This window comes from Paraferrimonas haliotis (genome assembly GCF_002282895.1).
Classification (GTDB): domain Bacteria; phylum Pseudomonadota; class Gammaproteobacteria; order Enterobacterales; family Shewanellaceae; genus Paraferrimonas; species Paraferrimonas haliotis.
Map to the genome: position 1 here is coordinate 28,123 of NZ_NRRB01000007.1, position 24,086 is coordinate 52,208.

General features: G+C 45.0%; 25 protein-coding genes. 9 read left to right on the forward strand and 16 right to left on the reverse strand.

Annotated features, from left to right (window positions below; genetic code table 11):
• Positions 1-42: 42 nt before the first annotated feature.
• From rpmG to radC, 3 genes are all read right to left on the reverse strand, one after another.
• Positions 43-213, reverse strand: coding sequence for a 50S ribosomal protein L33 (gene rpmG, locus CLC91_RS13155; RefSeq protein WP_095499369.1), 171 nt, complete (start codon positions 211-213; stop codon positions 43-45).
• Between the two features lie 10 nt (positions 214-223).
• Positions 224-460 carry a 50S ribosomal protein L28 gene (gene rpmB / locus CLC91_RS13160; RefSeq protein WP_095499370.1) on the reverse strand — a complete coding sequence of 79 codons (237 nt, stop codon included), beginning with the start codon at positions 458-460 and terminating at the stop codon, positions 224-226.
• 127 nt (positions 461-587) lie between these two features.
• On the reverse strand, positions 588-1,262 hold the full coding sequence (radC, locus tag CLC91_RS13165; RefSeq protein ID WP_095499371.1) for a RadC family protein: 675 nt from the start codon (positions 1,260-1,262) through the stop codon (positions 588-590).
• Between the two features lie 105 nt (positions 1,263-1,367).
• Between radC and coaBC the strand changes: the two genes are divergently transcribed.
• From coaBC to CLC91_RS13190, 5 genes are all read left to right on the forward strand, one after another.
• Positions 1,368-2,558 (forward strand): bifunctional phosphopantothenoylcysteine decarboxylase/phosphopantothenate--cysteine ligase CoaBC, encoded by a 1,191-nt coding sequence (coaBC, locus tag CLC91_RS13170; RefSeq protein ID WP_095499372.1) that lies wholly within the window; start codon positions 1,368-1,370, stop codon positions 2,556-2,558.
• 12 nt (positions 2,559-2,570) lie between these two features.
• Positions 2,571-3,029: a dUTP diphosphatase gene (dut, locus tag CLC91_RS13175; RefSeq protein ID WP_095499373.1), complete on the forward strand. Its 459-nt coding sequence runs from the start codon at positions 2,571-2,573 to the stop codon at positions 3,027-3,029.
• 35 nt (positions 3,030-3,064) lie between these two features.
• The gene (slmA, locus tag CLC91_RS13180) at positions 3,065-3,661 is read left to right on the forward strand and encodes a nucleoid occlusion factor SlmA (RefSeq protein ID WP_095499374.1); all 597 of its coding nucleotides are present in this window, start codon (positions 3,065-3,067) and stop codon (positions 3,659-3,661) included.
• A 123-nt stretch (positions 3,662-3,784) separates the two neighbouring features.
• Complete coding sequence (locus CLC91_RS13185) at positions 3,785-4,588, forward strand: ion transporter (protein ID WP_408634233.1); 804 nt, start codon at positions 3,785-3,787, stop codon at positions 4,586-4,588.
• A 105-nt stretch (positions 4,589-4,693) separates the two neighbouring features.
• Positions 4,694-4,939, forward strand: coding sequence for a hypothetical protein (locus tag CLC91_RS13190; protein ID WP_095499376.1), 246 nt, complete (start codon positions 4,694-4,696; stop codon positions 4,937-4,939).
• A 72-nt stretch (positions 4,940-5,011) separates the two neighbouring features.
• Here CLC91_RS13190 and pyrE read toward each other — a convergent pair whose 3' ends face one another.
• Together pyrE and rph are read right to left on the reverse strand one after the other, a co-directional pair.
• Positions 5,012-5,653 carry an orotate phosphoribosyltransferase gene (gene pyrE / locus CLC91_RS13195; RefSeq protein ID WP_095499377.1) on the reverse strand — a complete coding sequence of 214 codons (642 nt, stop codon included), beginning with the start codon at positions 5,651-5,653 and terminating at the stop codon, positions 5,012-5,014.
• Positions 5,654-5,664: 11 nt separating this feature from the next.
• Positions 5,665-6,378, reverse strand: a complete 714-nt coding sequence (gene rph, locus CLC91_RS13200) for a ribonuclease PH (protein WP_095499378.1) — start codon at positions 6,376-6,378, stop codon at positions 5,665-5,667.
• A 166-nt stretch (positions 6,379-6,544) separates the two neighbouring features.
• Here rph and CLC91_RS13205 point away from each other — a divergent pair, with 166 nt between their 5' ends.
• The 3 genes from CLC91_RS13205 to CLC91_RS13220 all read left to right on the forward strand — a co-directional run bounded on the left by CLC91_RS13205 (position 6,545) and on the right by CLC91_RS13220 (position 9,359).
• Complete coding sequence (locus tag CLC91_RS13205; protein ID WP_095499379.1) at positions 6,545-7,411, forward strand: YicC/YloC family endoribonuclease; 867 nt, start codon at positions 6,545-6,547, stop codon at positions 7,409-7,411.
• Between the two features lie 351 nt (positions 7,412-7,762).
• Positions 7,763-9,019 (forward strand): tyrosine-type recombinase/integrase, encoded by a 1,257-nt coding sequence (locus tag CLC91_RS13215; RefSeq protein ID WP_014980770.1) that lies wholly within the window; start codon positions 7,763-7,765, stop codon positions 9,017-9,019.
• A gap of 1 nt (position 9,020) precedes the next feature.
• Entirely contained in the window at positions 9,021-9,359 is a 339-nt protein-coding gene (locus CLC91_RS13220) for a hypothetical protein (protein WP_095500537.1), read from the forward strand.
• 132 nt (positions 9,360-9,491) lie between these two features.
• Here the strand turns inward: CLC91_RS13220 and CLC91_RS13225 are convergent, their stop codons facing one another.
• Together CLC91_RS13225 and CLC91_RS13230 are read right to left on the reverse strand one after the other, a co-directional pair.
• Positions 9,492-9,971 (reverse strand): PIN domain-containing protein, encoded by a 480-nt coding sequence (locus CLC91_RS13225; RefSeq protein ID WP_095500538.1) that lies wholly within the window; start codon positions 9,969-9,971, stop codon positions 9,492-9,494.
• Complete coding sequence (locus CLC91_RS13230) at positions 9,972-11,024, reverse strand: helix-turn-helix domain-containing protein (protein WP_095500539.1); 1,053 nt, start codon at positions 11,022-11,024, stop codon at positions 9,972-9,974.
• A 555-nt stretch (positions 11,025-11,579) separates the two neighbouring features.
• On the opposite strand from CLC91_RS13230, the gene CLC91_RS13235 reads away from it, so the two are divergent.
• A complete protein-coding gene (locus CLC91_RS13235) occupies positions 11,580-12,269 on the forward strand; it encodes a hypothetical protein (protein WP_095500540.1) in 690 nt (229 codons plus the stop codon).
• Between the two features lie 118 nt (positions 12,270-12,387).
• Here CLC91_RS13235 and CLC91_RS13240 read toward each other — a convergent pair whose 3' ends face one another.
• From CLC91_RS13240 to hsdR, 9 genes are all read right to left on the reverse strand, one after another.
• Complete coding sequence (locus CLC91_RS13240) at positions 12,388-12,903, reverse strand: hypothetical protein (RefSeq protein ID WP_095500541.1); 516 nt, start codon at positions 12,901-12,903, stop codon at positions 12,388-12,390.
• Positions 12,904-12,905: 2 nt separating this feature from the next.
• Positions 12,906-13,604 (reverse strand): DUF3800 domain-containing protein, encoded by a 699-nt coding sequence (locus CLC91_RS13245; protein ID WP_095500542.1) that lies wholly within the window; start codon positions 13,602-13,604, stop codon positions 12,906-12,908.
• Positions 13,605-13,666: 62 nt separating this feature from the next.
• A complete protein-coding gene (locus CLC91_RS13250) occupies positions 13,667-15,703 on the reverse strand; it encodes a DUF3732 domain-containing protein (RefSeq protein WP_095500543.1) in 2,037 nt (678 codons plus the stop codon).
• Positions 15,700-16,152 (reverse strand): three component ABC system middle component, encoded by a 453-nt coding sequence (locus CLC91_RS13255; RefSeq protein WP_095500544.1) that lies wholly within the window; start codon positions 16,150-16,152, stop codon positions 15,700-15,702. Before CLC91_RS13255 ends, CLC91_RS13250 begins: the two co-directional genes overlap by 4 nt.
• On the reverse strand, positions 16,149-17,276 hold the full coding sequence (locus CLC91_RS13260; protein WP_095500545.1) for a hypothetical protein: 1,128 nt from the start codon (positions 17,274-17,276) through the stop codon (positions 16,149-16,151). The genes CLC91_RS13255 and CLC91_RS13260 overlap by 4 nt, the downstream gene beginning before the upstream one ends.
• A 9-nt stretch (positions 17,277-17,285) precedes the next feature.
• Positions 17,286-18,470, reverse strand: a complete 1,185-nt coding sequence (locus tag CLC91_RS13265; protein WP_095500546.1) for a restriction endonuclease subunit S — start codon at positions 18,468-18,470, stop codon at positions 17,286-17,288.
• Positions 18,471-18,472: 2 nt separating this feature from the next.
• Entirely contained in the window at positions 18,473-19,951 is a 1,479-nt protein-coding gene (locus CLC91_RS13270; RefSeq protein WP_095500547.1) for a class I SAM-dependent DNA methyltransferase, read from the reverse strand.
• A gap of 3 nt (positions 19,952-19,954) precedes the next feature.
• Positions 19,955-21,751: an ATP-binding protein gene (locus CLC91_RS13275; protein WP_095500548.1), complete on the reverse strand. Its 1,797-nt coding sequence runs from the start codon at positions 21,749-21,751 to the stop codon at positions 19,955-19,957.
• Position 21,752: 1 nt separating this feature from the next.
• Complete coding sequence (hsdR, locus tag CLC91_RS13280; protein ID WP_095500549.1) at positions 21,753-24,065, reverse strand: EcoAI/FtnUII family type I restriction enzme subunit R; 2,313 nt, start codon at positions 24,063-24,065, stop codon at positions 21,753-21,755.
• Positions 24,066-24,086: the final 21 nt, after the last annotated feature.

The following is a 24,086-nucleotide window of genomic DNA, read 5'->3' on the forward strand; positions in this document are numbered from 1 at the left end:
AAGACTCCCAAAGGAGTCTTTTTTCATAACAGCTTAAATTAATTACTTAATTTTAGCTTCTTTGTACATAACATGCTTACGAACAACTGGATCAAACTTTTTGATTTCCATTTTTTCAGGCATGGTACGCTTGTTTTTGTCGGTAGTGTAGAAGTGACCAGTTTTGGCGCTTGATACCAATTTGATCTTCTCACGAACACCTGATTTAGCCATGAGTTACCCCTTAAACCTTTTCGCCACGAGCACGAAGTTCTTTAAGAACAACTTCGATACCCTTTTTATCAATAATACGCATACCTTTAGTAGAAACACGTAGTTTAACAAAACGTTTTTCGCCTTCTACCCAAAAACGGTGCGATTGTAGGTTCGGCAAAAAGCGACGCTTAGTCGCGTTGTTAGCGTGCGAACGGTTGTTACCAGTCACAGGACGCTTGCCAGTTACTTGGCATACTTTAGACATGTAAGTCTCTCCAAAAAATAATCTAACGCTCGAGCATTCAATGTACCTCGTATGGCCGTCGCCCGAGGCACATAATAGAGGGCGCATTTTATACAGCATCTAAAATTAAAGATCAAGTAAAGCTTACTTAAATCCAACCTCGCTCCGCAAATGAGACGACATGCTGATGCCCCACAACCAAGTGGTCTAAAACTTGTACGTCGATTGACTTTAACGCTTGGATCAGACGTTCGGTTATGCCTCTGTCCGATTGGCTGGGCTCAGCCAAACCGGACGGGTGATTATGCACTAAAATTAACGCCGCTGCTTGCTTTTCCAGCACAATTTTAACAACTTCTCGAGGATAAACCGCCGCAGCATTAATCGTTCCCTTAAAAACTTGTTCAAAATCAATGACTCGGTGCTGGTTATCCAACAATATCAGGGCAAAGACTTCTCGATCTAAATGAGACAATTGTTGCAACACAAAGGCTTTCGTCTGGCTGGGATTTGTTATTGCCTGCATGTCCACGATTTGCTCAAGACTTGCTCTGCGACATAGCTCAAAAGCCGCGCAAATGACCGCGTACTTGGCAGGGCCAACCCCTGCTAACGCTTGCACGTGTTTGGCGCAGGCGCGTTTCACGCCATTTATTCCAGAAAAGGTGGTCAGTAAATTATGGCCTATATCAACTGCGGACAATCCTTTTCGGCCGCTACCAATAAGCAATGCTATTACTTCTGCATCCGTTAAATGTTCAGCCCCCTTAACCAGCAAACGCTCTCTAGGACCGTAGCCTTTAGGCCAGTTTTTTATGGTCATAGCAGTCCCGCTATTAATTCATCCGTATTAGCAGCATAGATGGTTTCCCGACGGGTTAGCGCTGTGATATTGTTAACTTTAATTAAATCCGTCTAAATTGGTCCTATGAGTCTAACCAACAAAAACATACTAGTAGCTATTGGTGGTGGTATTGCAGCCTATAAATGCGCAGAGCTCGTCCGGTTAATAGGGAAAGCAGGCGCTAATGTGCGTGTCGTTATGAGCCAAAGTGCGACCGAGTTTATTACGCCGCTAACCATGCAAGCACTGTCGGGAAATCCGGTGAGCCAAGATTTGTTGGATCCGGCCGCAGAACTCGCAATGGGTCACATAGAGCTAGCTAAATGGGCCGATCTGGTTGTAGTAGCTCCCGCAACCGCTAACCTGCTAGCACGCATGTCTGCGGGCATGGCTGACGAATTAATTACAACGGTAACACTAGCCACTGCAGCGCCTATTGCTGTTTGTCCCGCCATGAACCAACAGATGTACCATCATCCAGCAACCCAAGCTAACCTGACTACCTTACAGCAACGTGGTTGCCTCATTTGGGGACCTGCAGCAGGTGATCAAGCTTGCGGCGATGTGGGCAAAGGACGAATGCTAGAACCTCAGCAAATTTTGGAGCACATTCAAGCAACGCAGCACCCTCAAATCCTAGAAGGCAAGCACCTTTTAATTACCGCAGGCCCCACTCGTGAAGCCATTGACCCAGTGCGCTATTTAACCAATAAAAGTTCTGGGAAAATGGGGTATGCCCTTGCGGAGCAAGCACTCGCTTTAGGAGCCGATGTCACCTTAGTCAGTGGTCCTGTATCGATCAAAGCTCTTCAGGGCGTTAACACCATAACGGTAGAGTCGGCAGAGCAGATGCACCAAGCTGTTATGGAAAACGTCGATAATGCTGATGTCTTTATTGGTTGTGCAGCGGTCGCCGATTACAAGCCTGCTGAGCTGGCGACTCAAAAAATAAAGAAAAACAATACGACAATGGCCATCGAGTTGACTCGAAATCCAGACATATTAGCGGACGTTGCAAAACGTTCTAACAGGCCCTTCACCGTAGGTTTCGCAGCGGAGACCAACGACGTCGCAAAGTATGCCAAAGGCAAATTAGCTAACAAAAAACTGGACATGATTGCAGCAAACGACGTTTCAAAGCCAAATCAAGGCTTTAATACTGACGATAATGCGCTTACAGTATATTGGCCTGAGGGTGAGTGTGCGCTCACTCACGGTCACAAACAACAAATTGCTCGACAATTATTAGAACTGATTCACCAACAACTCAAATAAGAACAACAATCGATGAAAACACCCATTGAAGTTAAAATTCTTGACCCGAAAATAGGTTCAACTTATCCCCTTCCAGCTTATGCGACACCTGGTTCAGCCGGCATGGATTTGCGCGCAATGCTAGATGAGCCGTTAACGATAGCCCCTGGTGAAACCCAATTACTGAAAACAGGTATTGCCATTCATGTAGCGGATCCTAATCTTGCGGCGGTTATCCTGCCCCGCAGTGGCCTTGGGCATAAACACGGTATCGTATTGGGTAATCTAGTCGGGCTTATTGACTCTGACTATCAAGGGCCGCTGATGGTGTCGTGCTGGAATCGCAGCGACTCCGCATTTGAAGTGCAACCGGGCGACCGCATTGCGCAACTCGTTTTCGTACCGGTTGTTCAAGCTGAGTTTTCTGTCGTAGACGATTTCGACAGCTCTGAGCGCGGCAGCGGTGGCTTCGGTCACTCAGGAACCCAATAAGTTATTGATAGTTATCATCAAGGAAGTTGTAGTTAATGACTGCTAATAGTAATAAGAAAAACCGCCGCCAACACATTTTGCAATGCCTCGCTGAAATGTTAGAAACCTCGCCCGGACAGCGCATTACCACCGCGAAACTGGCTGCGGAAGTTGGCGTATCAGAAGCTGCGCTTTATCGGCATTTTCCGTCAAAAGCCCGCATGTTCGAAGGACTTATCGACTTTATTGAAGATTCAATTCTTTCTCGCATGAACCTTATTATGCAGCAAGAAAAAGACACCATGAATCGTGTACACCTGGTGTTGCAATTGCTGTTAGTCTTTGCTGAGCGCAATCCCGGAATATCCCGAGTGATAAGCGGTGATGCGCTGCTTGGTGAACACGAACGGTTACGCACTCAAATGGCGCACCTGTTTAATAAGATTGAAACCAATCTTAAGCAAATTTTGCGGGAAAAAACCCTCAGAGAAGGCAATGGCTTTGCCGCTGACGAAGCCATTATTGCCAATCTATTGCTCGCCTTTGCTGAAGGTAGAATTTCACAATTCGTGCGCAGCGAATTTAAAGACAAACCAACCGCTAACTTCGAGCAGCAATGGAACCTTATCCACCAGCAGTTGCTTAACAGTTAACAACCAATAGCCCGTCTCTCGGCGGGCATCTATCTTGTTAAGTTTGCCTTCTGTTGAAGAATCACTAAAATATTGCGCCTTTCTAATAACAATATATTTGGTGTCGAGAGTGTCATGAGCAAACTGTCCAATCAGCAGATTCAGGATCTATTTTTCAAGCTGCGAAGTAACAAAGCGTTTGAAATGTTTGTCATTGGGGTGATCGTTTTTTCGGCCCTAATGGTCGGCGCCAAGACTTACGATATTCCGCCAACACTGTTAAAAATAACCCATCTACTGGATTGGCTAATTACCTTTATCTTTTTAACTGAAATCTCGGTTCGGTTTATGGGCGAGCCACGTAAGCGAGATTTCTTTAAGAACGCCTGGAATGTATTCGATACCGTCATTGTTCTGGTGAGTATCATCCCTATCGACAATTCCGAAATGGCTGTTATTGGTCGCTTAGTTCGTATTTTCCGAGTTCTACGAATGATCTCTATTATTCCAGAGCTTAGAACACTGCTGAACAGCTTACTCAAAGCACTACCTCAGCTCGGCTACGTCATGCTCATGATGTTCATTATTTTTTATATCTACGCCGCGGTTGGCAGCACATTCTTCGAAAAAGTCGATCCTTTCTTATGGGGTGACATCAGCATCAGTATGTTGACGCTATTCCGTGTTATGACGTTCGAAGACTGGACCGATATCATGTACGACACCATGGAAGTTTATCCGATGAGCTGGGTTTATTACTTTACCTTCATATGCTTAACGGCTTTCGCATTTTTAAATATGGTGATCGGCATCGTCGTTAGTACTCTAGATGAAGAGCACAAGCAGCAGGACGCTGAGCGCGCAGAAGCCGAAGGAGAGCCAAGCTTAAAAGATCTTCAACAACAGATCAGCGAGCTTAAGTCACTGATTGAAAATAAGAAAATATAGTGAAAATTTATTCGAAATTTAGACTGTTTTTCAACCGTTATCGCTGGGTTCGACTGCTAAGCTTGATGTAGAGCGCAACGCTTTATACCGACGAAGGAGAACCTTATGGCGTATGTAATGATTGATGGCGTTAAATACGAACAGGAGCTCATTGATTTAGCCAGAGCTCACACCACAGGAGTTGGTGAGAGTAAAATTTCTAGAGATGAAGCCGTGGATATAATCGATTCCGCGCAAGATGGCATGGGAATAACCGATACCGAACGAATGACGCTCTACTACATTCGCAACCATTTTGACTTTACCGATTCTGCGGCTCAATGGTTCGATAACGAAATCGCCAAATGGTAGCGATTAGCCATTAACGACAAAAGCCGGCTATAACCGCCGGCTTTTAAATCTCACGAGCAATCGTTTTTCAGCTCATATGCCGTATTGCTCACGATAGGCGCTAACTGATGCTAATTCCGCTTGCATTCCAGGCTTTTCCGCCAGATAGCTGATTAAATCCGCAAGCTTAATGATGGAAATCACCGCACAACCAAAGTCGTGCTCTACTTCTTGAATGGCCGACAGTTCTCCTTGGCCTTTCTCTTGGCGATCTAGCGCAATAAGCACACCTGCCAGTTCAGCGTTGTTGGCTTGAATGATCTCCATGGACTCACGAATAGCCGTGCCCGCTGTGATCACATCATCCACCAGCATAACTTTTCCGTTAAGTTCGCTGCCCACAAGCGAGCCGCCTTCACCGTGATCTTTCTTTTCTTTGCGATTAAAGCAATAAGGTAAGTCTTTGCCGTGATGATCATTGAGCGCCACCACTGTAGTAGTAGCAATTGGAATGCCTTTGTAGGCAGGACCAAATACCAAATCATAATCCACGTTAGAATCCGCTAAAGCTGCTGCGTAAAAACGACCTAAACGCGCTAAATCTTTGCCGGTGTTAAACAAGCCAGCATTAAAGAAATACGGACTGGTGCGACCGGATTTTAAGGTAAATTCGCCAAATCTGAGCACCTGACGCTCTAGTGCAAATTCAATAAACTCTTTTTGATACTGTTTCATAGCCGTTGTCTTTAGTTAAGCGCAGCTTGCTGCACGTCAATGATTTCGCGAATGCCGTGTTTAGCCATTTCCAGCATGGCTAACAGCTCTTCGTGGCTAAAGGGGGCTTCTTCAGCTGTGCCTTGAACTTCGATGAACTTGCCGGTTTCGCTCATGATCACGTTAAGATCCGTATCTGCAGCGCTGTCTTCTGGGTAATCCAAATCACACACCGCTTCGCCCTTATAAATACCAACGCTTACCGCTGCAATCATGTGCTTAAGCGGGTTGGTTTTTAAAATGCCTTTGGCACGGGCCCAATTAAGCGCATCTACAAGCGCCACACACGCGCCGGTGATAGAGGCTGTACGAGTACCGCCATCGGCTTGAATAACGTCACAATCAATCACTATGGTGTTTTCGCCCAACAGGCTTAAATCAACCGCGGCACGCAAGGAGCGGCCAATTAAGCGCTGAATTTCTTGGGTGCGGCCAGACTGTTTACCGCGAGCCGCTTCACGTCCCATGCGCGAGTGGGTGGAGCGTGGCAACATGCCGTATTCAGCGGTCACCCAGCCTTTACCTTGGCCTTTTAAAAAGCGCGGCACCCCTTCTTCGAAGCTGGCGGTACACAGCACCTTAGTATCACCAAATTCCACCAGCACAGAGCCTTCGGCGTGAGCAGTAAAATTGCGGGTAATGGTTACAGGGCGGGTTTGTTGGGGAGTACGTCCACTCGGTCGCATGAGCTTTTCCTAAAACGGCAGAATTTAAGTGCTGCATAGTATACGTAATAGACCGAATTGATGCCATGATTTGCACCCACAACCGACAAAAGCCTGTGGAATTCATTTAAAAAGTCACCCATGAGGCATATAATCAAAACGACGTTAACGAATCTTGGAAAAACACATGATCCATAGCATGACCGCCTACGCTCGCGTAGAACACAAAGCTGAGTGGGGCAACGCCTCTTGGGAAATTCGTTCGGTAAATCAACGCTATCTAGAAACCTATTTGCGCCTACCAGAAACCATGCGTTCGTTAGAGCCAAGCTTGCGCGAGAAGCTGCGTAAGCGCCTTAACCGCGGCAAAGTAGAAGTTAACCTGCGCATTGACGTTAAAAACGATGAGCAAAGTCAGTTGAGCATGAACGAAGCGCTCGCTAAACAGTTGCTGCAATCGGCGCAATGGGTGCAAGAACAAAGCGGTGGCCATGCAGAGCTTAATGCTTGCGATATTATGCGCTGGCCTGGTGTGATGTCGGCGCCCGAGCAAGACATGGACGCCATCGCCAAAGAAGTGCTGGCCAAGTTCGACGACGCCCTTAACGACTTCGTGGCCGCCCGTGCTCGCGAAGGTGCCGCCATAAACGAAATGATCACCACACGCTTAAGCGCCATTGAAGAGCAAGCGGCTTTTGCCAAAAAACGCATGCCCGAAATTTTGCAATGGCAGCGCGATAAGCTTACTAACCGCCTAGCGGAAATCAAAGACGAGCTGGACCCTGCTCGCATCGAGCAAGAGATGATTTTGTTGGCGCAAAAACTGGACGTCGCCGAGGAAATTGACCGTCTAGACGCGCACGTTGCAGAAACCCGCCGCATCCTTAAAAAAGGTGGCGCTTGTGGCCGTCGCTTAGACTTCATGATGCAAGAATTTAACCGCGAATCGAATACGCTGGCCTCCAAGTCCATTAGCCCAGACATCACGGCTGCGGCGGTAGAGCTTAAGGTGCTTATTGAGCAAATGCGTGAGCAGATCCAAAACATCGAATAGTTTTTTTACCCGTCCAAGAATGTCTTAGAAGCCCTGTTATTTGCTTGTAAATACAGGGCTTTTTTATTTTTCCCGTCCAAATCGGTTTGCAGATGTCCGTTACCAGTTGCTGTTTAAGTGGTGGGCAAAATGGTGGGCAAGACCTGTTTTTTTGACTCAATAAGCAAAAAGTCAAGGTATCTGGTGAGCAGATTTTTGCATCTATCTCACCACCGCCTTATGCCATCCCCACTTATCGTGCTGCTTGCAGATTGTTCAATCACTCAACTATCGAACCAATCGATAAACAAACAGTGGTGGGCAATGGTGAGCAAATTTTAACGATTTCTTAGGAATATAGAGTAACAAACGATGGCAAAACTAACCGCAACTCAGGTGCAATCTTATGCTCGCACCGCAGCAGCAAACAAAAAATACAGTGATGGTAATGGCCTATATTTTTGCGTAAGAAAATCTGGCATGCCGTATTGGATGCTAAGGTATACCAGCCTAAACGGACGACGAGAAGCCACGCTCGGTCAATATCCAAGTATGACCTTAGCAGAGGCTCGACTTGAATCGTCTAAAATGCAGCTACAACTTCAGCAAGGTGAAGATCCATTAGCAATTCGCGCTATTGAAACCATCCCAGAGATCCAAAATGTCAGCCAGCTGTTTCAAGACTGGTATGCCAAAGACTTAAGTCGCCGGTTAAAGCACCCCAATATACCCAAACGTGTTTTTACCAAAGAGATTGCACCAGTGATTGGTCAACTTTCTATCCAAGCTGTGCGCCCCACACATGTGCGCGAAGTATTAGAGCGTATTCGAGAAAGTAACCGCCCTACCATTGCCAACGATACCTTGATGTACATGAAGCAGCTGTTTCGGCATGCGATAAAGCTCGACTTAACGCTGAACAACCCAGCCGCAGCCTTTACCGTGGACGATGCCGGTGGCGTGGAGTCCAGTAAAGACAGGATGCTTAGCAAAGAGGAAATTCACTACGCCTTTAGCGTGTTTCATACCCATATCAATAGCTTTGGCCGCGACAACTACCTCGCTTGCTGTCTTTTTTTGGTATTGGGCGTACGCAAAAGCGAACTTTGCGAAGCCATGTGGCGTGAAATGGATTTAACCACGGGCGTATGGGACCTACCCAAGGAACGCAGCAAAACTGGCGTGCCGATAAGCATTCCCTTACCGCGCCAAGCCATTGCTTGGTTTAACGAGCTGCAAATCCGCGCTTGTGGCTCGCCTTATGTTTTCCCAGCCAGACGAGCAAGCCATCGTCCGCATATGGGGCCAGATACGCTGAACCGTGCCATTTCTAAACTCTTTGGTCGCGAGCCTGGGCGCAAAAAACAGCCACCCAATAAAATGGGTAAACTTGAACACTTCACCGTACACGATTTACGCCGTACCTTTCGCAGCCTTGCCGCCTCTTTAGGCATTGCAGGCAACGTGGCCGAACGCTGTCTTAACCATAAGCTAAAAGGCGTTGAGGGTATCTACGACCGCCACGATTACTTTGAAGAGCGCCGAATTGCCCATCAAACCGTGGCTGATGTGGTTGAACCGCTGGTGAACTTTGAGCCCGCTTCACAATACAAAATCGGAGGGCGCTAACATGCAGTTTATGATGCGACTCGCCCCCATTACCTTTCCAATAGCCATGCTAGCAGGCCTTGGTTGGTGTATTGGCATTGCCTTACTCGAACAACCTCATGGCATAGGCTACGCGCTTACTCGGTATTGCCTGATGGTATTCGTGGTACTCGCTCCATGGCTGACGCTAAAACTCACGTTCTACGTGATTGTCGGCCTAGGACGCAAGCTGGGGCTCATCCCGCCTGCACGTCCAACGCACAGCTTGGGGTATGAAGAATCACTCTATTGGTTCAGAGTATTGGCCTTCTTCGATGGCAAACGCAGCCGCATGCCGAAAAGGCCCATCAGGCGAAACTAACAATCCCCCATTTGCTCACTTACCGTGGGCAGTTGGGACAATGGGGCAACACTTGATATGCCGAGCTTCAGAGGGTGAATAAGAGGGATGTGAACCGCCCCAAGGAATGGGGCAATCGGGGCTTAGCAAAGTTTATAATTGGGTTAAACGCTGTTTTGCAAGCGCCCAAGGTAAGCGACGACCAGCTTTTGCCATTTTATCGTAGGCAGCTTGAGCTTCTTCAACTGACAATACACCATGGGTGACGAGCTGCTCGACAACCCATAGCGTACCTTGAACTAATATCGCTTCTTTTTCAGCCGCCTTCCTAAGCGCCATATCCCCAGTTAGCAATGGACACTGTTCTTGTTTCGCCAACGCAAGTGCAAAGCAATCGTTCATGCTAGGGCCTGCATACTTTTGCCTCAGTTCAAATGAGTACATCATAGACTCCGGGCTTAACTCACCCAACAACAACCCTAACTCGAGTAAATAGCCATGTTGATCGCTTAGCTCCTCGTGGAATAACACATCTGGAACTTTGAACTGGTAAGGCAAATTGAAAAAGACGCCTAATAATTGGCCTTCTTCGAGATCAATGAGGATATTGGCATCACTGATCAACAAATACATTTAAACAGCCTCAGCCAACATTTGGCGTTGCTTATGCAATGCCATCACTGACATCTGTAACAGCTCAGCGGCTTTCGATTCACTAACAATTCCCTCTGCCAATGCACGATAAACCAACTGCTCAAACAATAATGTCTGTTCTTGTGGATAAGGATTCCCTGGCTCCTGCTTACGCCAACCGTTTTTTGAGAACTGTATAAATATTTGGCGTTTTTTCTCTTCGGTGATCACACCAAGGTCGGCACTGCGATACAAACAAGCTGCCATGCTTAAGCCATATTCGTGTTTCAGGAAATATAGCTCTTTGGGGTCTACGTTCGAACGTCGCTCTCCTAGATGCTGAAAAAGGCCTACTTCAGGCAGTAAAAACGCAGAAGCAAAGCGGTTGCAGGCCATCTCTTCGTCAAGGGATTCATCGAGTAAGCCATGTAAAACAAGGTGGCCAAGCTCATGCGCCAATGTAAACCGCTGACGGCAACCAGGCCAATGAGAGGACACAACAACAATTGGCTGCCCTGATATTTTGGCTTGTAACCCATCAAATTTATCGGCTTGGGGTACGTTACTGACAATCACCAGAATACCTTTAGACTCAAGCAAGTCGATTAAGTCTGGTAGTGGATTCATACCTAACTGCCAATCAGTACGGACTTTGGCGGCAACCTGCTCTACTGCGTCTAAAGTGCTTACAGCAGGAACGTCGGGCTGGTAGTTAAAACTCGCTATCGGGAAGTTTGGCCATACATTTTTAAGTGATAACCAGCGCTCAGCTTGGTCAACCACATCGGACTCAATCTTCTTTAGCAACTTAGCTGAAGCTGAGGCTTTTTTTCGATACTCCACCTCACCCAAAGTCACCTGTGCTGGGCGAAAGAAGTATTCAGTACGAACCGACAAAGCCGTCGCCAATTTAAGTAAAACTCCCGACGAAGGCATGCTCTGGTCGTGCTCGTATTTCTTAACCATGTTGGCACTAATACCAACTTGCTCACCCAAGGCCTGCATCGACAGGCCAGCGGCTGCACGGGCTCGTTTTATGCGCTCTCCAATCATACAGACCTCCGGTTTATAAAAACTAAAATAATTTTAAAAATATAAACCAAGTTGGCGTTTTTGTCGATTGGTTTTGCAGGGCAATCATTCGCGTGTTCGCGCACACACTTCCCCATGCCTTTACCCCCATACGCCAAAACCACTATCCGTTTGGCTTTTGGATCGAAACGCCAAACAGGGAAATTAGCCCATTTACTGTTTGGCTTCTCGATTGAAATCCAACGCTGGTAGGCCTTGCCATTACTGGCTCAAAGCAAGGTTTGGCACTTTTTTCGCCCTAAACCAACCTCGGCATCAAAGTACAAACCGTTTGATTTTTTAAACCCAGAATGCAAACGATCGTTTGGCGTCTCGATTTTTTTGCACTAGTTGAATGCCGCCAAACAGAGCCGCATTGGACGATATATTTCAATCAGTTAGCCGCGCACAGGTCATCATAAAAAACCGATTTGACTGGTGAGTTTGATGGCCATTTCTTTCATCTAATTCACCACCGCGTCTGCACCCGACGACTGAAAATAGATGGCATGAAAAACCAACAAGGTGATAAGTGACGTGTTATGGGCAAGTGCTAACGATTGGGATAGAGAATGGATACAGCAGATGGTCACTTTACTGGTTGGGCATGGCGCGTTTACCCTCTACCCAGAATTAAGCCAGTGCTATAATGCCGCCGAACGTTTAACCCGCTGGCTGACCTATCAGTTACCGCGCATTAAACAAGCGCATCCAGGCTGCCCGATTCACCAATGGCTAAATAGCATTGGCGCACAAGTGATCGTAGAAAAATGGCAAAGCTCTGAGCAATGGCCAAATCTGTATTGGCTACCTTTACCTGAGGTTGAAGGCCACGCGCAAGGCGGGTTGGTTTTGTTACCAGCACATTTGTTACCGACAAATAGGGATGGCAAGATTCAAACTAGAATATTGCAAGCAAACACGCCCGCTAACGCCTGCATCTTTTGGTGCATTTCGCCTTTATCTAAAACAGGAAAACGCGCTACCTTGCATCCCAAGCAGCAAAACCGAGCATTTTGCCTGCCCAGTTCGCCGGAGCAAATGGGCAAATCATGCACGGGGTTATTACTAAGAGGTTTGAGAAAAGAAAGCCAAAAACGAAACGGCAAAGTGGTCAGCCACCAAATCAACCTAGCGCTGCTGCACCACCTTTGTGGGCCAGAGAATGATGTGTGGATTACGAACAAATGCTTTGTTAACGAGAACGAAACTCAACAACAAGGCTAAATAGCTTGATATTTTTCATCAAGAGCACCATAATTCACCCAAGTTCTTCGGAACTGGTTGAACCTTTACCTAGTGTTTTGGTTCGTGGCTGCGCCTCAGTCGCCGTTAAGACTGGGGCTTATCTCCCTCCTTGTTTAGTTTCCACTAAAAAGCTAGTCCTCTTTATCCGATCAAAATAGGCTTGGTCTGCTGGAAATGCTGTGACAAACCAATGTGGATCTCCGACCTTCCTTGGATCATCAAATACAACTACATACTTTTCTTCAACGACGACCAATGTCCTACGCTTTGCGGTTTTACCGCGATCGGTTTGACGAGATTGACTGTAACGCTGCACCGTCCCGGCTGATAGAGCCAACACTTCTTTAATCCACATTATTCGTCTAGCACGCTTTTTGGAGAAACCGCCATCGTGAATACCTGCACTGGTTCGGTAATTGGTAGACTCCGTAAAGGCATGATCAAAAGCACCCGCACCAAACTGGTAGGTTACACCACACCAATCGGTAAACACTCTGGCATTGCCATTTTCATCATGAACATAATTTTCCAGATATATCTGACGGTATTTCTCAATCAGCTCGTCTTCGCTATCGGCTTTTAACCGCAATTGCGGCCACAGACTTTCTGTCACTGCTATCGTCCCTGCCAATTGAAGATATTAAAGTTTCGCTCGCCTTTGGTTGTGGTGTAACGCAGGCTACCCTTACCTAACGATCTCGCAAGTTCATCAACAAACGCAGCTTTAAATGCACTTGCATTAGGTCGGTTCTGCATTTCGTTCCAGCTATATCCTACCGCTCCCATCAATAAATCAGAGAGTTGTATCAGTGGTTGGTTATGTGATTCAACTGGCTCTAAACAAGCAAGCTTAGCGCGGCCAGACAACTTATGAACCAAGATCTGACGTAACTCTTCAAAGCGTGTACTTGAAGCATTCTGCTGCCAATCAAGATATACATGATAGCTGTCGCCAGGTTGAAGCCAGTGGACTAGCAATTGATAGTACAGCTTGTAAAAACCAAGCTCTTTATCCCCATCGTTCCACTGTTCGTGATTCAGTTGCCTGCGGTCGACCACAATACATCGAAATGAAAGTGAGTTTTCTTCAGAAAACAATTGTATAAGGCTTCGATAAAAATCAGCCTTGTTAGGCGATAGCTTTTTCCAGCCAAATTCGGTCTTAATACCATATTTAGTCATCAGGCCATGTAAGCGCCCAACAATACGGTGTTTTTCTTCACGAGGGCATTGCAGTGCACCGATAACAATATAGTGTTGAGACGGGTCTGATGTATGGCGACTTTCGTCGCAATAGACATTATAAATGGTCACATTTTCCTCTGAAAAATTTAATATTCAACAGGTCTAAAAAATCATATCTTGGAAGCATAATTTTAACTATCACCTTGCAACTCTGGTGCCGGCACAATAAGACCGCGAGTACGCCACCGATTACCATTCACAAGTGCTTCAAAATCAAATCCATTAGAGAGAGTCAGATTGTCCGCATGGTCAGTCACTATAATTTGCGGACTAAAGCCATTGCTTAATTGGAGGTCATTGCAATAAATCGATAGCTGGCTGAATAAGTTTTCAACGGCTTTTATATCCTCATCAATATTTTGATCCACACTGTGGATCTTGCGCTGTTCTGCTTCTTGTTTCTTTTGTTCTTCGAAGGTTGCAGAGTTATCACGGTTAAAATTAGGGAAATATACCTGTGTTGGTTGGTCTAAGAAAAGCACTGAAGGTATGGCACACTTTTCACCTAATTCAACGAAATACTTGTGCAAAGCCAAAAATAACGTTATATGACAATAAAGCCAGTTTGCACCGCTACCCATTGAACGAAGGTAGATTTTTTCGTTTTCGGGCGTTAAATGATAAAGGTCGAATGTCTCAAATGAGAAATGGAGGTTAATTGGTTTATAGCTTGCCTCAAATTCAAAATGGCTACCTATGCTGGCCATATATTCGTTTACCTTAAGCGATGCAGCTGCCAAACCTTTTTGCACATCGTATTCTTTTAGTGCATCAGTAATCTTCTTGAGCTTCCTCTTTAACTCTTTGATTTCTCCATCAAGTTCAGCATCATCAGCCATATTTAAGGTATCAAGAAGTGCAAACAGCTTGGCTTTTTGCATTATAATGCTTTCATACAAGCTCTTCTGTTCGGCTAACTGCTGATTTACTTTCTCAATTTCAGCTATTTGTTGATTGAGATCGGTTAGCAACTTACTAACAATCTCTGTATCACGCTGTACTTCAATTAAAGATGATTGAAACTTTGCTTTCATAGGACGAGCTTGAGCAAGATTCCCCGATACTTTCGTAATGGCCTGTTGAAGCTTCTCTGCACTTTGTCGCAAGTTGTCTTTTTCGGTATGGCAGAATGGGCAAACCGTGGCGGAAATATGAACATGCTGAGGTGAGTTAAAGCGTTTTACATTCTCAACAAATAGCTCTTCTTCCTGGATGTGTTTATTAATAGATGCAGCTTGACGCTGCAACTTTCGTAACTCAGAAGTTTTTTGATTGCGCGCCAGTTTCAACTGCTCATACCGTTGTGTCATCGCATCGGAACTGTGAACGATTTTCTCGGCAACTATGATGCTATCTAGCTGATCCTTTGCATCTTGAGGATGCTGGAGCACCTTTGTCAGAGATATAGGCTCATCTTTAAAACCCATTAAAGCGTAAAGCTGACTTAATACAGGGGCGACTTTTTGTTTGTAGCTTTCTGATGTGCGTTTATTGGTTTCTTTTTGCCGTTCTAAACGTTTTACGTCTGTGCTTAACCGCTCTTTTTCTTGTGATAAGTGAAAGAACTTTTGATCGACAAGTCCTAAAAATATCTTTGTATGTTCAATTGCCTGATCGCGCTTTTCCTTTTCATCGAATCGATAAAACAACGCATGCTTATTGGCAACCAAGTTTTGATGCTGAAGCATAAAAGATGTAAAACTACGCACCGATGGTGTAGGTGCTTTTTGATTAAATCTCCTGTTAGCTCTCGCGGCTAAAGATTCATCAACATCATCAATATCTAGGAAAAAGTCTCTTAAATGCTTCTTAAACTCGTTTAACGGACGAAAATAGCTAGAACTAAAATATTCGCGATCAATCTCTTCCGAATCGAATGCGTCAACACGACGGAAAAATGCTTTTGTTGCAAGATTGGGGTCTCTGGCAATCACCATATCTTGTTCATTAACAGCAAGCGCAACATAGTAAATTGCAGCACTGTTTGTAATCACACCTTTTGGAATGGTGTTCTCATCGCTGCCAAAGCAATAATCAAAAATTTCAATTAAGGCACTTTTACCGGTTGATGATTTACCGGTAACCACATTGAGCCCTGCTTGAAAATTAACAGGGTGTTTAAGACCTTGCTGGTCAATCACGCCTATTTCATGAATAAGTGTTTTCATCGCGGTTTCACTCCTAAAAACGCATAAATCTCGACCACTGAGTGACCACTAAACAACCGGCCTAACCTTTCTGCACTCTTTTTAGTGATAAAGCCGGAGACAGCCTCATCACATTTCGTTAGAGATAGCCGCTGCTCATTAACGAATAACCAGTCGTTGACTAAACAATATTGAATACACTGCTCTGTGAGGGTTTGAAAACCTTCAATCCGCTCTTGTAGGTCATAGAGTTTTGCTCTGTCGTCAAATACAGACCAGATAGAGCTTCGCTTGTTCGAGTTTAACAACTTATGGCTGTATATCGGATGACTACAAAGCGGTATGACCAACTGGGCAAGCAACAAATTGTTCTCGGATTCCTCTAGGGCAGTATAAAAAGAGGCCAAGTATGGCCCATACTCAAATGGGTTGTACTTTAATTCATATAGAGCATCGATAATGCTACTCATGGCTCAACCTTCCATTTCAAATCACGCTCGTCATCGTCCATTGCGTCATGGATAAGGCCATTTTTATATTCAATTGGCGGAATATCGTTACCCATGTTGAGTGGCTGCTCTTGCATGGTCTTGTTGTAAAGTAACTTTGAGCTTTTAATTGCATCAACCGACTCAAGTTGAGCACTTGAATACGAAAGCTTGTATTTTTTTACCAATTGATTTTGATAAGTTACCGTTTTTTCTTTATACAAGGGATATTCATCAAGCTGTTCTAAAAATGAGTTTTGCAACTCTAGCCAATTACCTACGGCATCGGGGATCATTGCGTGATGCTCTATCTCAGCTATTTTTTGAACAAAAAGTTTATCTTGATGTAGTTCCACCTCAAGGTCTGATGCTTCATAGCCTGAGAATACTGGGAAAGTAAATTCCCTTTTACATAAAAGAGCTGTTAACTCTTCACACTTAGCCCTAAAAGCCTGCTGACTAATACTCCATGAATGCTGCGTTGCCTGTGCATACACAAAACCAACTAACCCCTGAAGGTAACTACTTAAATTATTCTTAGGAATGCCTACAGGTTTAGCCAAAATACACTGTTCTAAATCCTGTGCGTTATCGGCCTCGGTAAACAAGGTTACTTTATCAAGTACACTTTTTAGCAGAGCTTCATTACAAGCCATCACGGCTTTTTGTAGTTTGATAATTTCTGATGGATTTTCAGCATTCCTCTTATCTTCTGGACGGCTAAAGAAAATATCTTTCAATACTTGTAAACGTTGCTCAGCAGTTTGGATGTTCCAATTCTTCAGCTTGGTTGTTGCACCAAAAGCCTGTGTGGTATGCAGTACCAAAACACCATATTGAGTATGATCGAAATCGGGAGCTAACCAGTTCTTAAGCGTTTTCCAGAGGTTTTCATGGTGGTCAGTAAGTGCTGCCGAATAGTCTTTCACTTCCGTTTGAGATGAAGTTAAAGTATTAGGGGAAATAAGGCTCACATCACCGTCTTTTTCAAACCAAATAGATTGACCTTCTTCCAATACAAAGCACTTTTCCAAGCCAATCAGCACCTGGTAATGAAAGGCTAAAGCGGTTGTTAACGCGGCATTTTTAGTCTGACCACCACTCATACTCCCTCCTTAGAGCTCGCCTTTAAATGCTGAATCGAGAATTGATGCTTTTAGTTGGTTCAATGACGTAATTTCTGCTGTCACTCCAGCTTCCAAATTCCGGCTTTTATTTACTAATTGCCCAACTTTATCAACAATATCATTCTGAATAGCTTTACTCGGAACTGGGATAAGGTATTTCTCTAACGCCTTTTTATTTACCCCTGACTGACCAGCTGCCCTTTGAGAAATGCCAATAACATAGTTCTGTATTGACGGTGACTGAAGGAACCAAAATAGGTAGTCCTTTGTTAAAACATCTTCATTAGGTACAGCTTTCATCAAAGCAACGTTATAAGCGCCATCAAGCCCTCTCAATATCTGAAATACTGGCGGTCCATAGCGTCCAATCATCACATCATCTTTCGTACAGAATTTCTTCGTTGATGCGCTATCGACATAAACAATATGGTTATCAGTCTTATAATCACGAATCTGAATTAATCGAACATAGCCTTCTTTCTGAACATCAGAAAATTGTGATTTTGGAGGCTGTGAACCACCGATAAAATCAACCACCTCCGTTAGTGGCACAGAATCACAATCCGACAGTTTAAAAAATTCATCTAATACACTGTCGAACAGTTGTTTAGATAAATCGAGCTTGCTCTGTAAATGCTCGATGGCGGTGTCGATACGGGTGAGAAGTGCATCGAGTTTTTCGACGATGCGTATTTGTTCCGTTAGTGGTGGTGTAGGAATGTCGATTTCACGAACATAAGCTTGACTAATATTTGGCTGCGCTCCACCAAAGCTATCTTCGATGATCTTTTTTCTTTGAGATAGCAAATAGTAACGTAAAAAATCTCTTGCCAATAACTGGTCATCTTGACTTATGCAGCAAACCGCTTGATTAGTCGCGGCATCATAAGTTAAAACCCCAAGCTTACCCGCTGTTGCTCCATATAAGGCAAGCAACAAGCTTTCCTTTGGAAAAAGTTTTGCTGAGGAATTTTTCAACCCTACTTCGGTAATAAATTCTTCATTTTTTTCAACTCTGCTATCACCTAACTCTCCAGATTTTACCCAGGGAATTGAGCCTCCCCAATAATCCTTATTTGAGCGTGACGGAGTTCCCCCACTGGTTGTCTTAGCCAATTCACTTAGCTTTCTCCAGCTCCACCCGTCCGGCAATGAATATAAAACCGGCTCCATGCTTATTTCTCCGCCAACAGGTTTTCAATTTCATCCAACAGCCCTGATACCAGCTTTTCTTTGGTACGGATCTGCTTAAGAATATCGCTTGGCGCTAAATGCTCGGCATCTTTCTGCTTGGCAGGGTTTTTAGCGGATAGGTCATAGTCTTCAGCCAGTTTGCTGGCTGAAACTATCCAGGAACGTTCGGTCGTCTCACGGCTGGTATACAGCTCAACAAACTCTTTTAAGTGGTCATCGGTAATAGGTTTGTTTTTGGTGAGCTTTTGCTCAGGCTCACATTCGTAGTACCAGACATCGCTGGTGCCGCCGTTACGCTCAAAAAACAGTACGTTGGTTTTTACGCCCGAATACGGCAAAAACACCCCGGCAGGCAGGCTTAAAATGGTGTGCAGGTTAAAGTTTTCCAGTAGTTCTTGTTTGACTTGTTTAAACGCACTGTTGGTTTGGAACAGCACGCCTTCTGGCACTACGATGGCTGCCTTGCCGCCACTTTTTAGGGTTTTCATGAAGTGTTGTAAAAACAGCAATTCAGTAGCGTTACTTTGGATAGGGAAGTTTTGCTGAATTTGTGACTTCTCTTTACCACCAAAAGGTGGGTTAGCCAGAATAATGTCGTAACGGTCTTTTTCCTGAATATCACGGATATTCTGAGTCAGGGTATTACCACGGAATAGGTTGGGGGACTCGATGCCATGCAAAATCATGTTCATCATACCCATTACATAAGCCAATGAGGTTTTCTCAAAGCCGAAGAAGGTATCACGCTGGATAAAGTCCCATTGCTCGGTAGAAAGCGCACTCTTTTTTGCTTTCAGGTGGTCAAAGGCTTCCACTAAAAATCCGCACGAGCCAGCCGCTGCATCGTAAATGGTTTGCCCGGCTTGCGGGTCAATGGCCTTAATCATGGCTCGCACCACTGGGCGCGGGGTATAAAACTCGCCCGCATAGCCTCCGGCATCCCCCATGTTTTGCAGTAAGCCTTCATAGACCAGCGAGAGTTCAAACATTTCATCACTGGACTGGAAATTCAGTGTGTCGATAATATCCAGCACTTCACGCAAAGTATGGCCAGAGGCTACCTTGTTATCTAAATACTGGAAGATGGCACCAATTTTATAGGCGAATGATTTAGGGTCGGAGCCCGTAATGGCGGCATTGGCAAAGCTCTTTAAGTACGGAAACAACTCGTTATTCACATAATCCGTCAAGTCATCGCCCGTGCGAACTTTGTTAATGTCTAGCTTGCCCTCAGCATTTTTCGGGCAGGCCCAATTTGACCAGCGGTGTTCGTCATCCAAAACCGGTTGATAGGCTTTACCTGACAGTACCGCTTCATCTTCTTTTTCAGACTCATAATCATCCAAAAATTTTAAGAACAATACCCAAGAGGTTTGCTCGGTATAGTGCATAGCACCGCTAATGCCATCGTCGCGGCGCAGTATGTCGGTAATTCGGTCTATTTTCTGTTGTAGTGACATGGTTTATAGTTTTCCGATAATAAAATTGTACATATTGGTGATGTCTTCGCTGATTTCGTCTGGCGGAATCAGGTCGATATAGGCTTGGAGTTTTGCAGGGTCTAAGCCTTCGCCATCTGTGTTAATCAGCGGGTTGATAATGTCTTTGACGTTCATCCTACGAATATCGTCGTTATCACCAGGATTATTGGACTGAAGGTGATTGCGCTGCGCAATATCACCATTGTTTATTTGGCCAAGCAGATTGTGGTGCGCCAATGCGGTGTATGAGAGCAAATAGTTTTTGATTTCACGGCGTTTCCAAGCCAATAGATATGGCGATACGTTGGTGCCACGAGGCCATTGAATGGCATTTAGCAACTCACGGTACACTTGCCCGTTCACTTGAACGCCATTGGCAGCATTCCAGTCCAATGCCGCCTCGTCTCGATCACAAATTAGGAAAATCTGTGTTGTTACAAGTGGTGATTCAATCTTGCTTAAGCCATGTAACCAATCTATTTTGCCCTTGCCAAAGGTTTCGTTAGCAGTAGCGTAGCTGGACGACTTTTTCATGGCATGCACAGTGGCTAGACGGTTTATATCTAGCCCTGCACGTGCAGCAAGTTTGGTAAAAATAATCCAATCGTTGTAGTCATCTAATAAGGCGATGTTAGGCAGCTTGCCACACACCTCAAATTCAACGGATTTGGCACGAGAAAGTACACTGAGTCGGGAGATTAGCTGTTTGATTTTGTCGTCTTCATTGATTCGGCCGTGTTCTACAACTTTCAGATGTTCTATGCGGTTTTCTTTTGCAGAAATAGAATCCAACAGGTGTGTCGTAGTAATCGCATGGCCTTGTATGCTGTGTAATAGAGACCATAGTTTCTCTACGTTTTTGTAGTGCAGGTGCGAATCTGCTTCATCAAACAGGAATAGCGTATTCGGTGCATCAAAAAGGTCTATCAACGCGTATAGAAAGAGCAGCTGGTATTCACCGTCGCTTAACTGGTCAAGCTCTATTCCATCTTTAAAAACGAGTTTGTAGCCTTGTTTGTCTATGAAGTAATCGTTATCCGCCGCTTGGGTAAAAAAACTCACTTCAGGATCAAAAGCTGTATTTTGAGCCTGAGTATTTGCTTCACCGGCCTCAATACCTTCTTCACCTGCTTGTGGCTGTCTTGGGTAATCGAACGAAACATCGATCAATCGGCTTGCTGGTATTTCAATGGTTCGCTTACGTAGCGGTTGCTCAAACTCATAATCATTTGAGACAAATGTGTTGATGAAGCTATCTAACGAACGGAAATAGGGCGTATTTCGTAGCGTATCAACCTCACCACTTTCTTCACGCTTCAGAGCGTCCTGAACTCGATTGACATAGTTTTTATCAATTTTGAATGCGCATTTTAAGCACGTAGTTTGGTCATCGCCTGCAAATGCCGACTCAGTAACATAACCTCTTTCGCGCAAAAAAGAGCGAACTTTGCCACTACGTTTAGTCGCTGTTGCGAGGAAAATGAGTAATTTTGACCAGGGCTTGTCAAAGTAAAGGCACTCTAACCCCAACCCTCTGCCAGCTTGACGCTCGCGTTTTAAGTAAATACCAAACTTTTCAGAGTAATTTTCATTCTGCCCTGAAGAAAAGCACACCACATTTAGGTGGTGATGTGCGCGTTTGTTTAACCGCTCTTCAAATACTGACTGCAAGATACTGGATTTACCACTGCCATTTTCACCAATTAAAGTAGCAACCTTATTGATGTTTAAGGTTTGTGGCTGGTCGTGCAAGAGGTTAGGTGCGAGTATTAATTCCATTTCAATTCACGTGATAAAGCTGTTGTTGTAATTGTTTAAAAGCCGCCAGCAAATAGGCTGGTTTTCCACCGAATGCTGTTGAGGCGTCTTTGACAGTACCCAACCCTGATAGCTCGATAAGTGCTGGCAAGCGCTCGCGTGATAGCTCGGTGCTGCCGGTTTGCTCATACCGGTTAAGCACAAAGTGCAAAAACTGCTGTGCCTTTTCTTGTTGGTACTGATTAAAGAAGGCGCTGTTAGTACGTACTTGATCGGCACGAGCTTTGCGGGTTGCCATAGGCTGTTCAAAGGCTAAAAAAGCCAGCAGATCGAAGATATCGCACTCTTCTGCTTCAAACATCCGTCGAAGTGTGGCGAGTTGCTCTTTATCAAAGCCTGCTTGTACGAGTTTTCCGAGCAAGGTTTCGCGTTCGTCTGGGTCTGACCATATCTGCCGCAATTCCTCAACCGATTTAAACAACCCTGGTAATTGGGTGATCAAGCGCTCAACAAATTCTTGCACCGTGAGAGGTTTGCCGTTTTCATCGATATAACGAGTTTCAACGTCAATGACTTTCAGTTCACGGTGTTTGCCTAACTTTACTTTCAACCGAGGTTTTGGCTCACCCGGTTCAGGCTCTGGGCCATCTGTTCCTCCGGGTGGTTCTGGTGTGTAAGGTGGTGTTGGCTCACCAATACCTCCTGGCTCTGGTGCTTCGGGTTCACCATCCCAATCTTTGTCGTAAAACTTATTGGTTGCACCGCGAAAATCGACAATGGTGAAATAGTCTTTGCCATCAAAAACACGGGTGCCGCGACCGACAATTTGTTTAAACTCCACCATTGAGCCAACGGTTCTATCCAGCACTACGTTACGCACGTTACGGGCATCCACCCCTGTGGTTAACATTTGTGAGGAGGTAATAATGGTGGGGATGTCTTTGTCGTTATCTTGGAATTTTTCTAGTAGCTCGCGGCCGACTTTGCCCTCATCACTGGTCACGCGCACGCAGTAGTGCGGATCTTTCAGTTTTTTGTGTTTGTTGATCATGTCACGCATGGTCAGTGCATGATTTTGGTTTTCGCAAAAGACGATGGTTTTTTCTAGTGGATTGATATTGTCCAAAATGGCTTTTGCGACCAGCTCGGTACGTTCATCTACGACGATTTTTTTGTCGTAATCTTCTACCTGATAGACGTCTTGCCCTGATTCACCTTCGATCACTTGGTCATCTTTGGTCAGCACTAGCTCGTCTAAGTTGGTACGTACCCGTTTAACACGATATGGCGTTAAGAAACCATCGTTGATGCCGTCTTTTAATGAGTATTCAAATGCAGGTGTACCAAAGTAATCATAGGTATCTACGTTGGCTTCACGTTTCGGTGTAGCTGTTAGGCCGACATGTACCGCACTGCCAAAATGGACCAGTATGTCTCGCCATGAGCCTGCTTCATTAGCACTGCCTCGGTGACACTCGTCAATCATTACAAGGTCAAAAAAATCTCTTGGATACGCTTTGTAATAGCCTTCAATGTTTTCTCGCTCAGCAATGGCTTGGTAGATAGCAAAAAAGATATGTGCATTGGTTGGCACTACACCGCCACGCTTGCGTACCTCTTCACCGTTTATTTTGATGAGGTCTTTTTCATAGGGATTGAAAGTGTTAATGGCTTGATCGGCCAAAATATTACGGTCAGCTAAAAACAAAATTCTAGGCCTACGCGTACCCGGAGATTCTTTGTTCCAACGGGACTGAAACAGTTTATGGACGATTTGAAAGGCAATAAAGGTTTTACCTGTACCAGTCGCCAGCGTTAATAGCACTCGTGGCTTACCTTTGCCAATGGCATCTGTGGCGGCATGGACCGCTAATTCTTGGTAATAACGTGGCTGCATTGCGCCTTCTAAATGAAAAGGCACATTACGAAGCTGCTGGCCTAGATCCGAATTAACACCCGCGTAGCGGTTTTCAAGCTCTTGTGGTGTTGGATAAAACTCGATGTAGTCGCCTTTACCCGTTTCTAAATCGAACTCATAGGTTTGTTTGCCGTTGCTTGAATAGACAAAACGAACGAGTAGCTTCTTAGCATAGTCTATGGCTTGTTGAAGGCCTTTGGTTGGGTGCTCAGACTCTTTTTTGGCTTCAACAACCGCAAGGTAACGATTGTCTTTGTGCAGCAGATAATCGACGAAACATCGACGACCACGGACACCGCCAGCAAGCTTACGGCCATCGGTAAAGTAGTGCTCCCGAATGATATTGCCCGGTTGCCAATGTGCGGCTTTTAACGCTGGATCGATGTAGTTTGCTCTGGTATCTGCTTCTGACGACATGTCGTCACTCCTTGATAATTT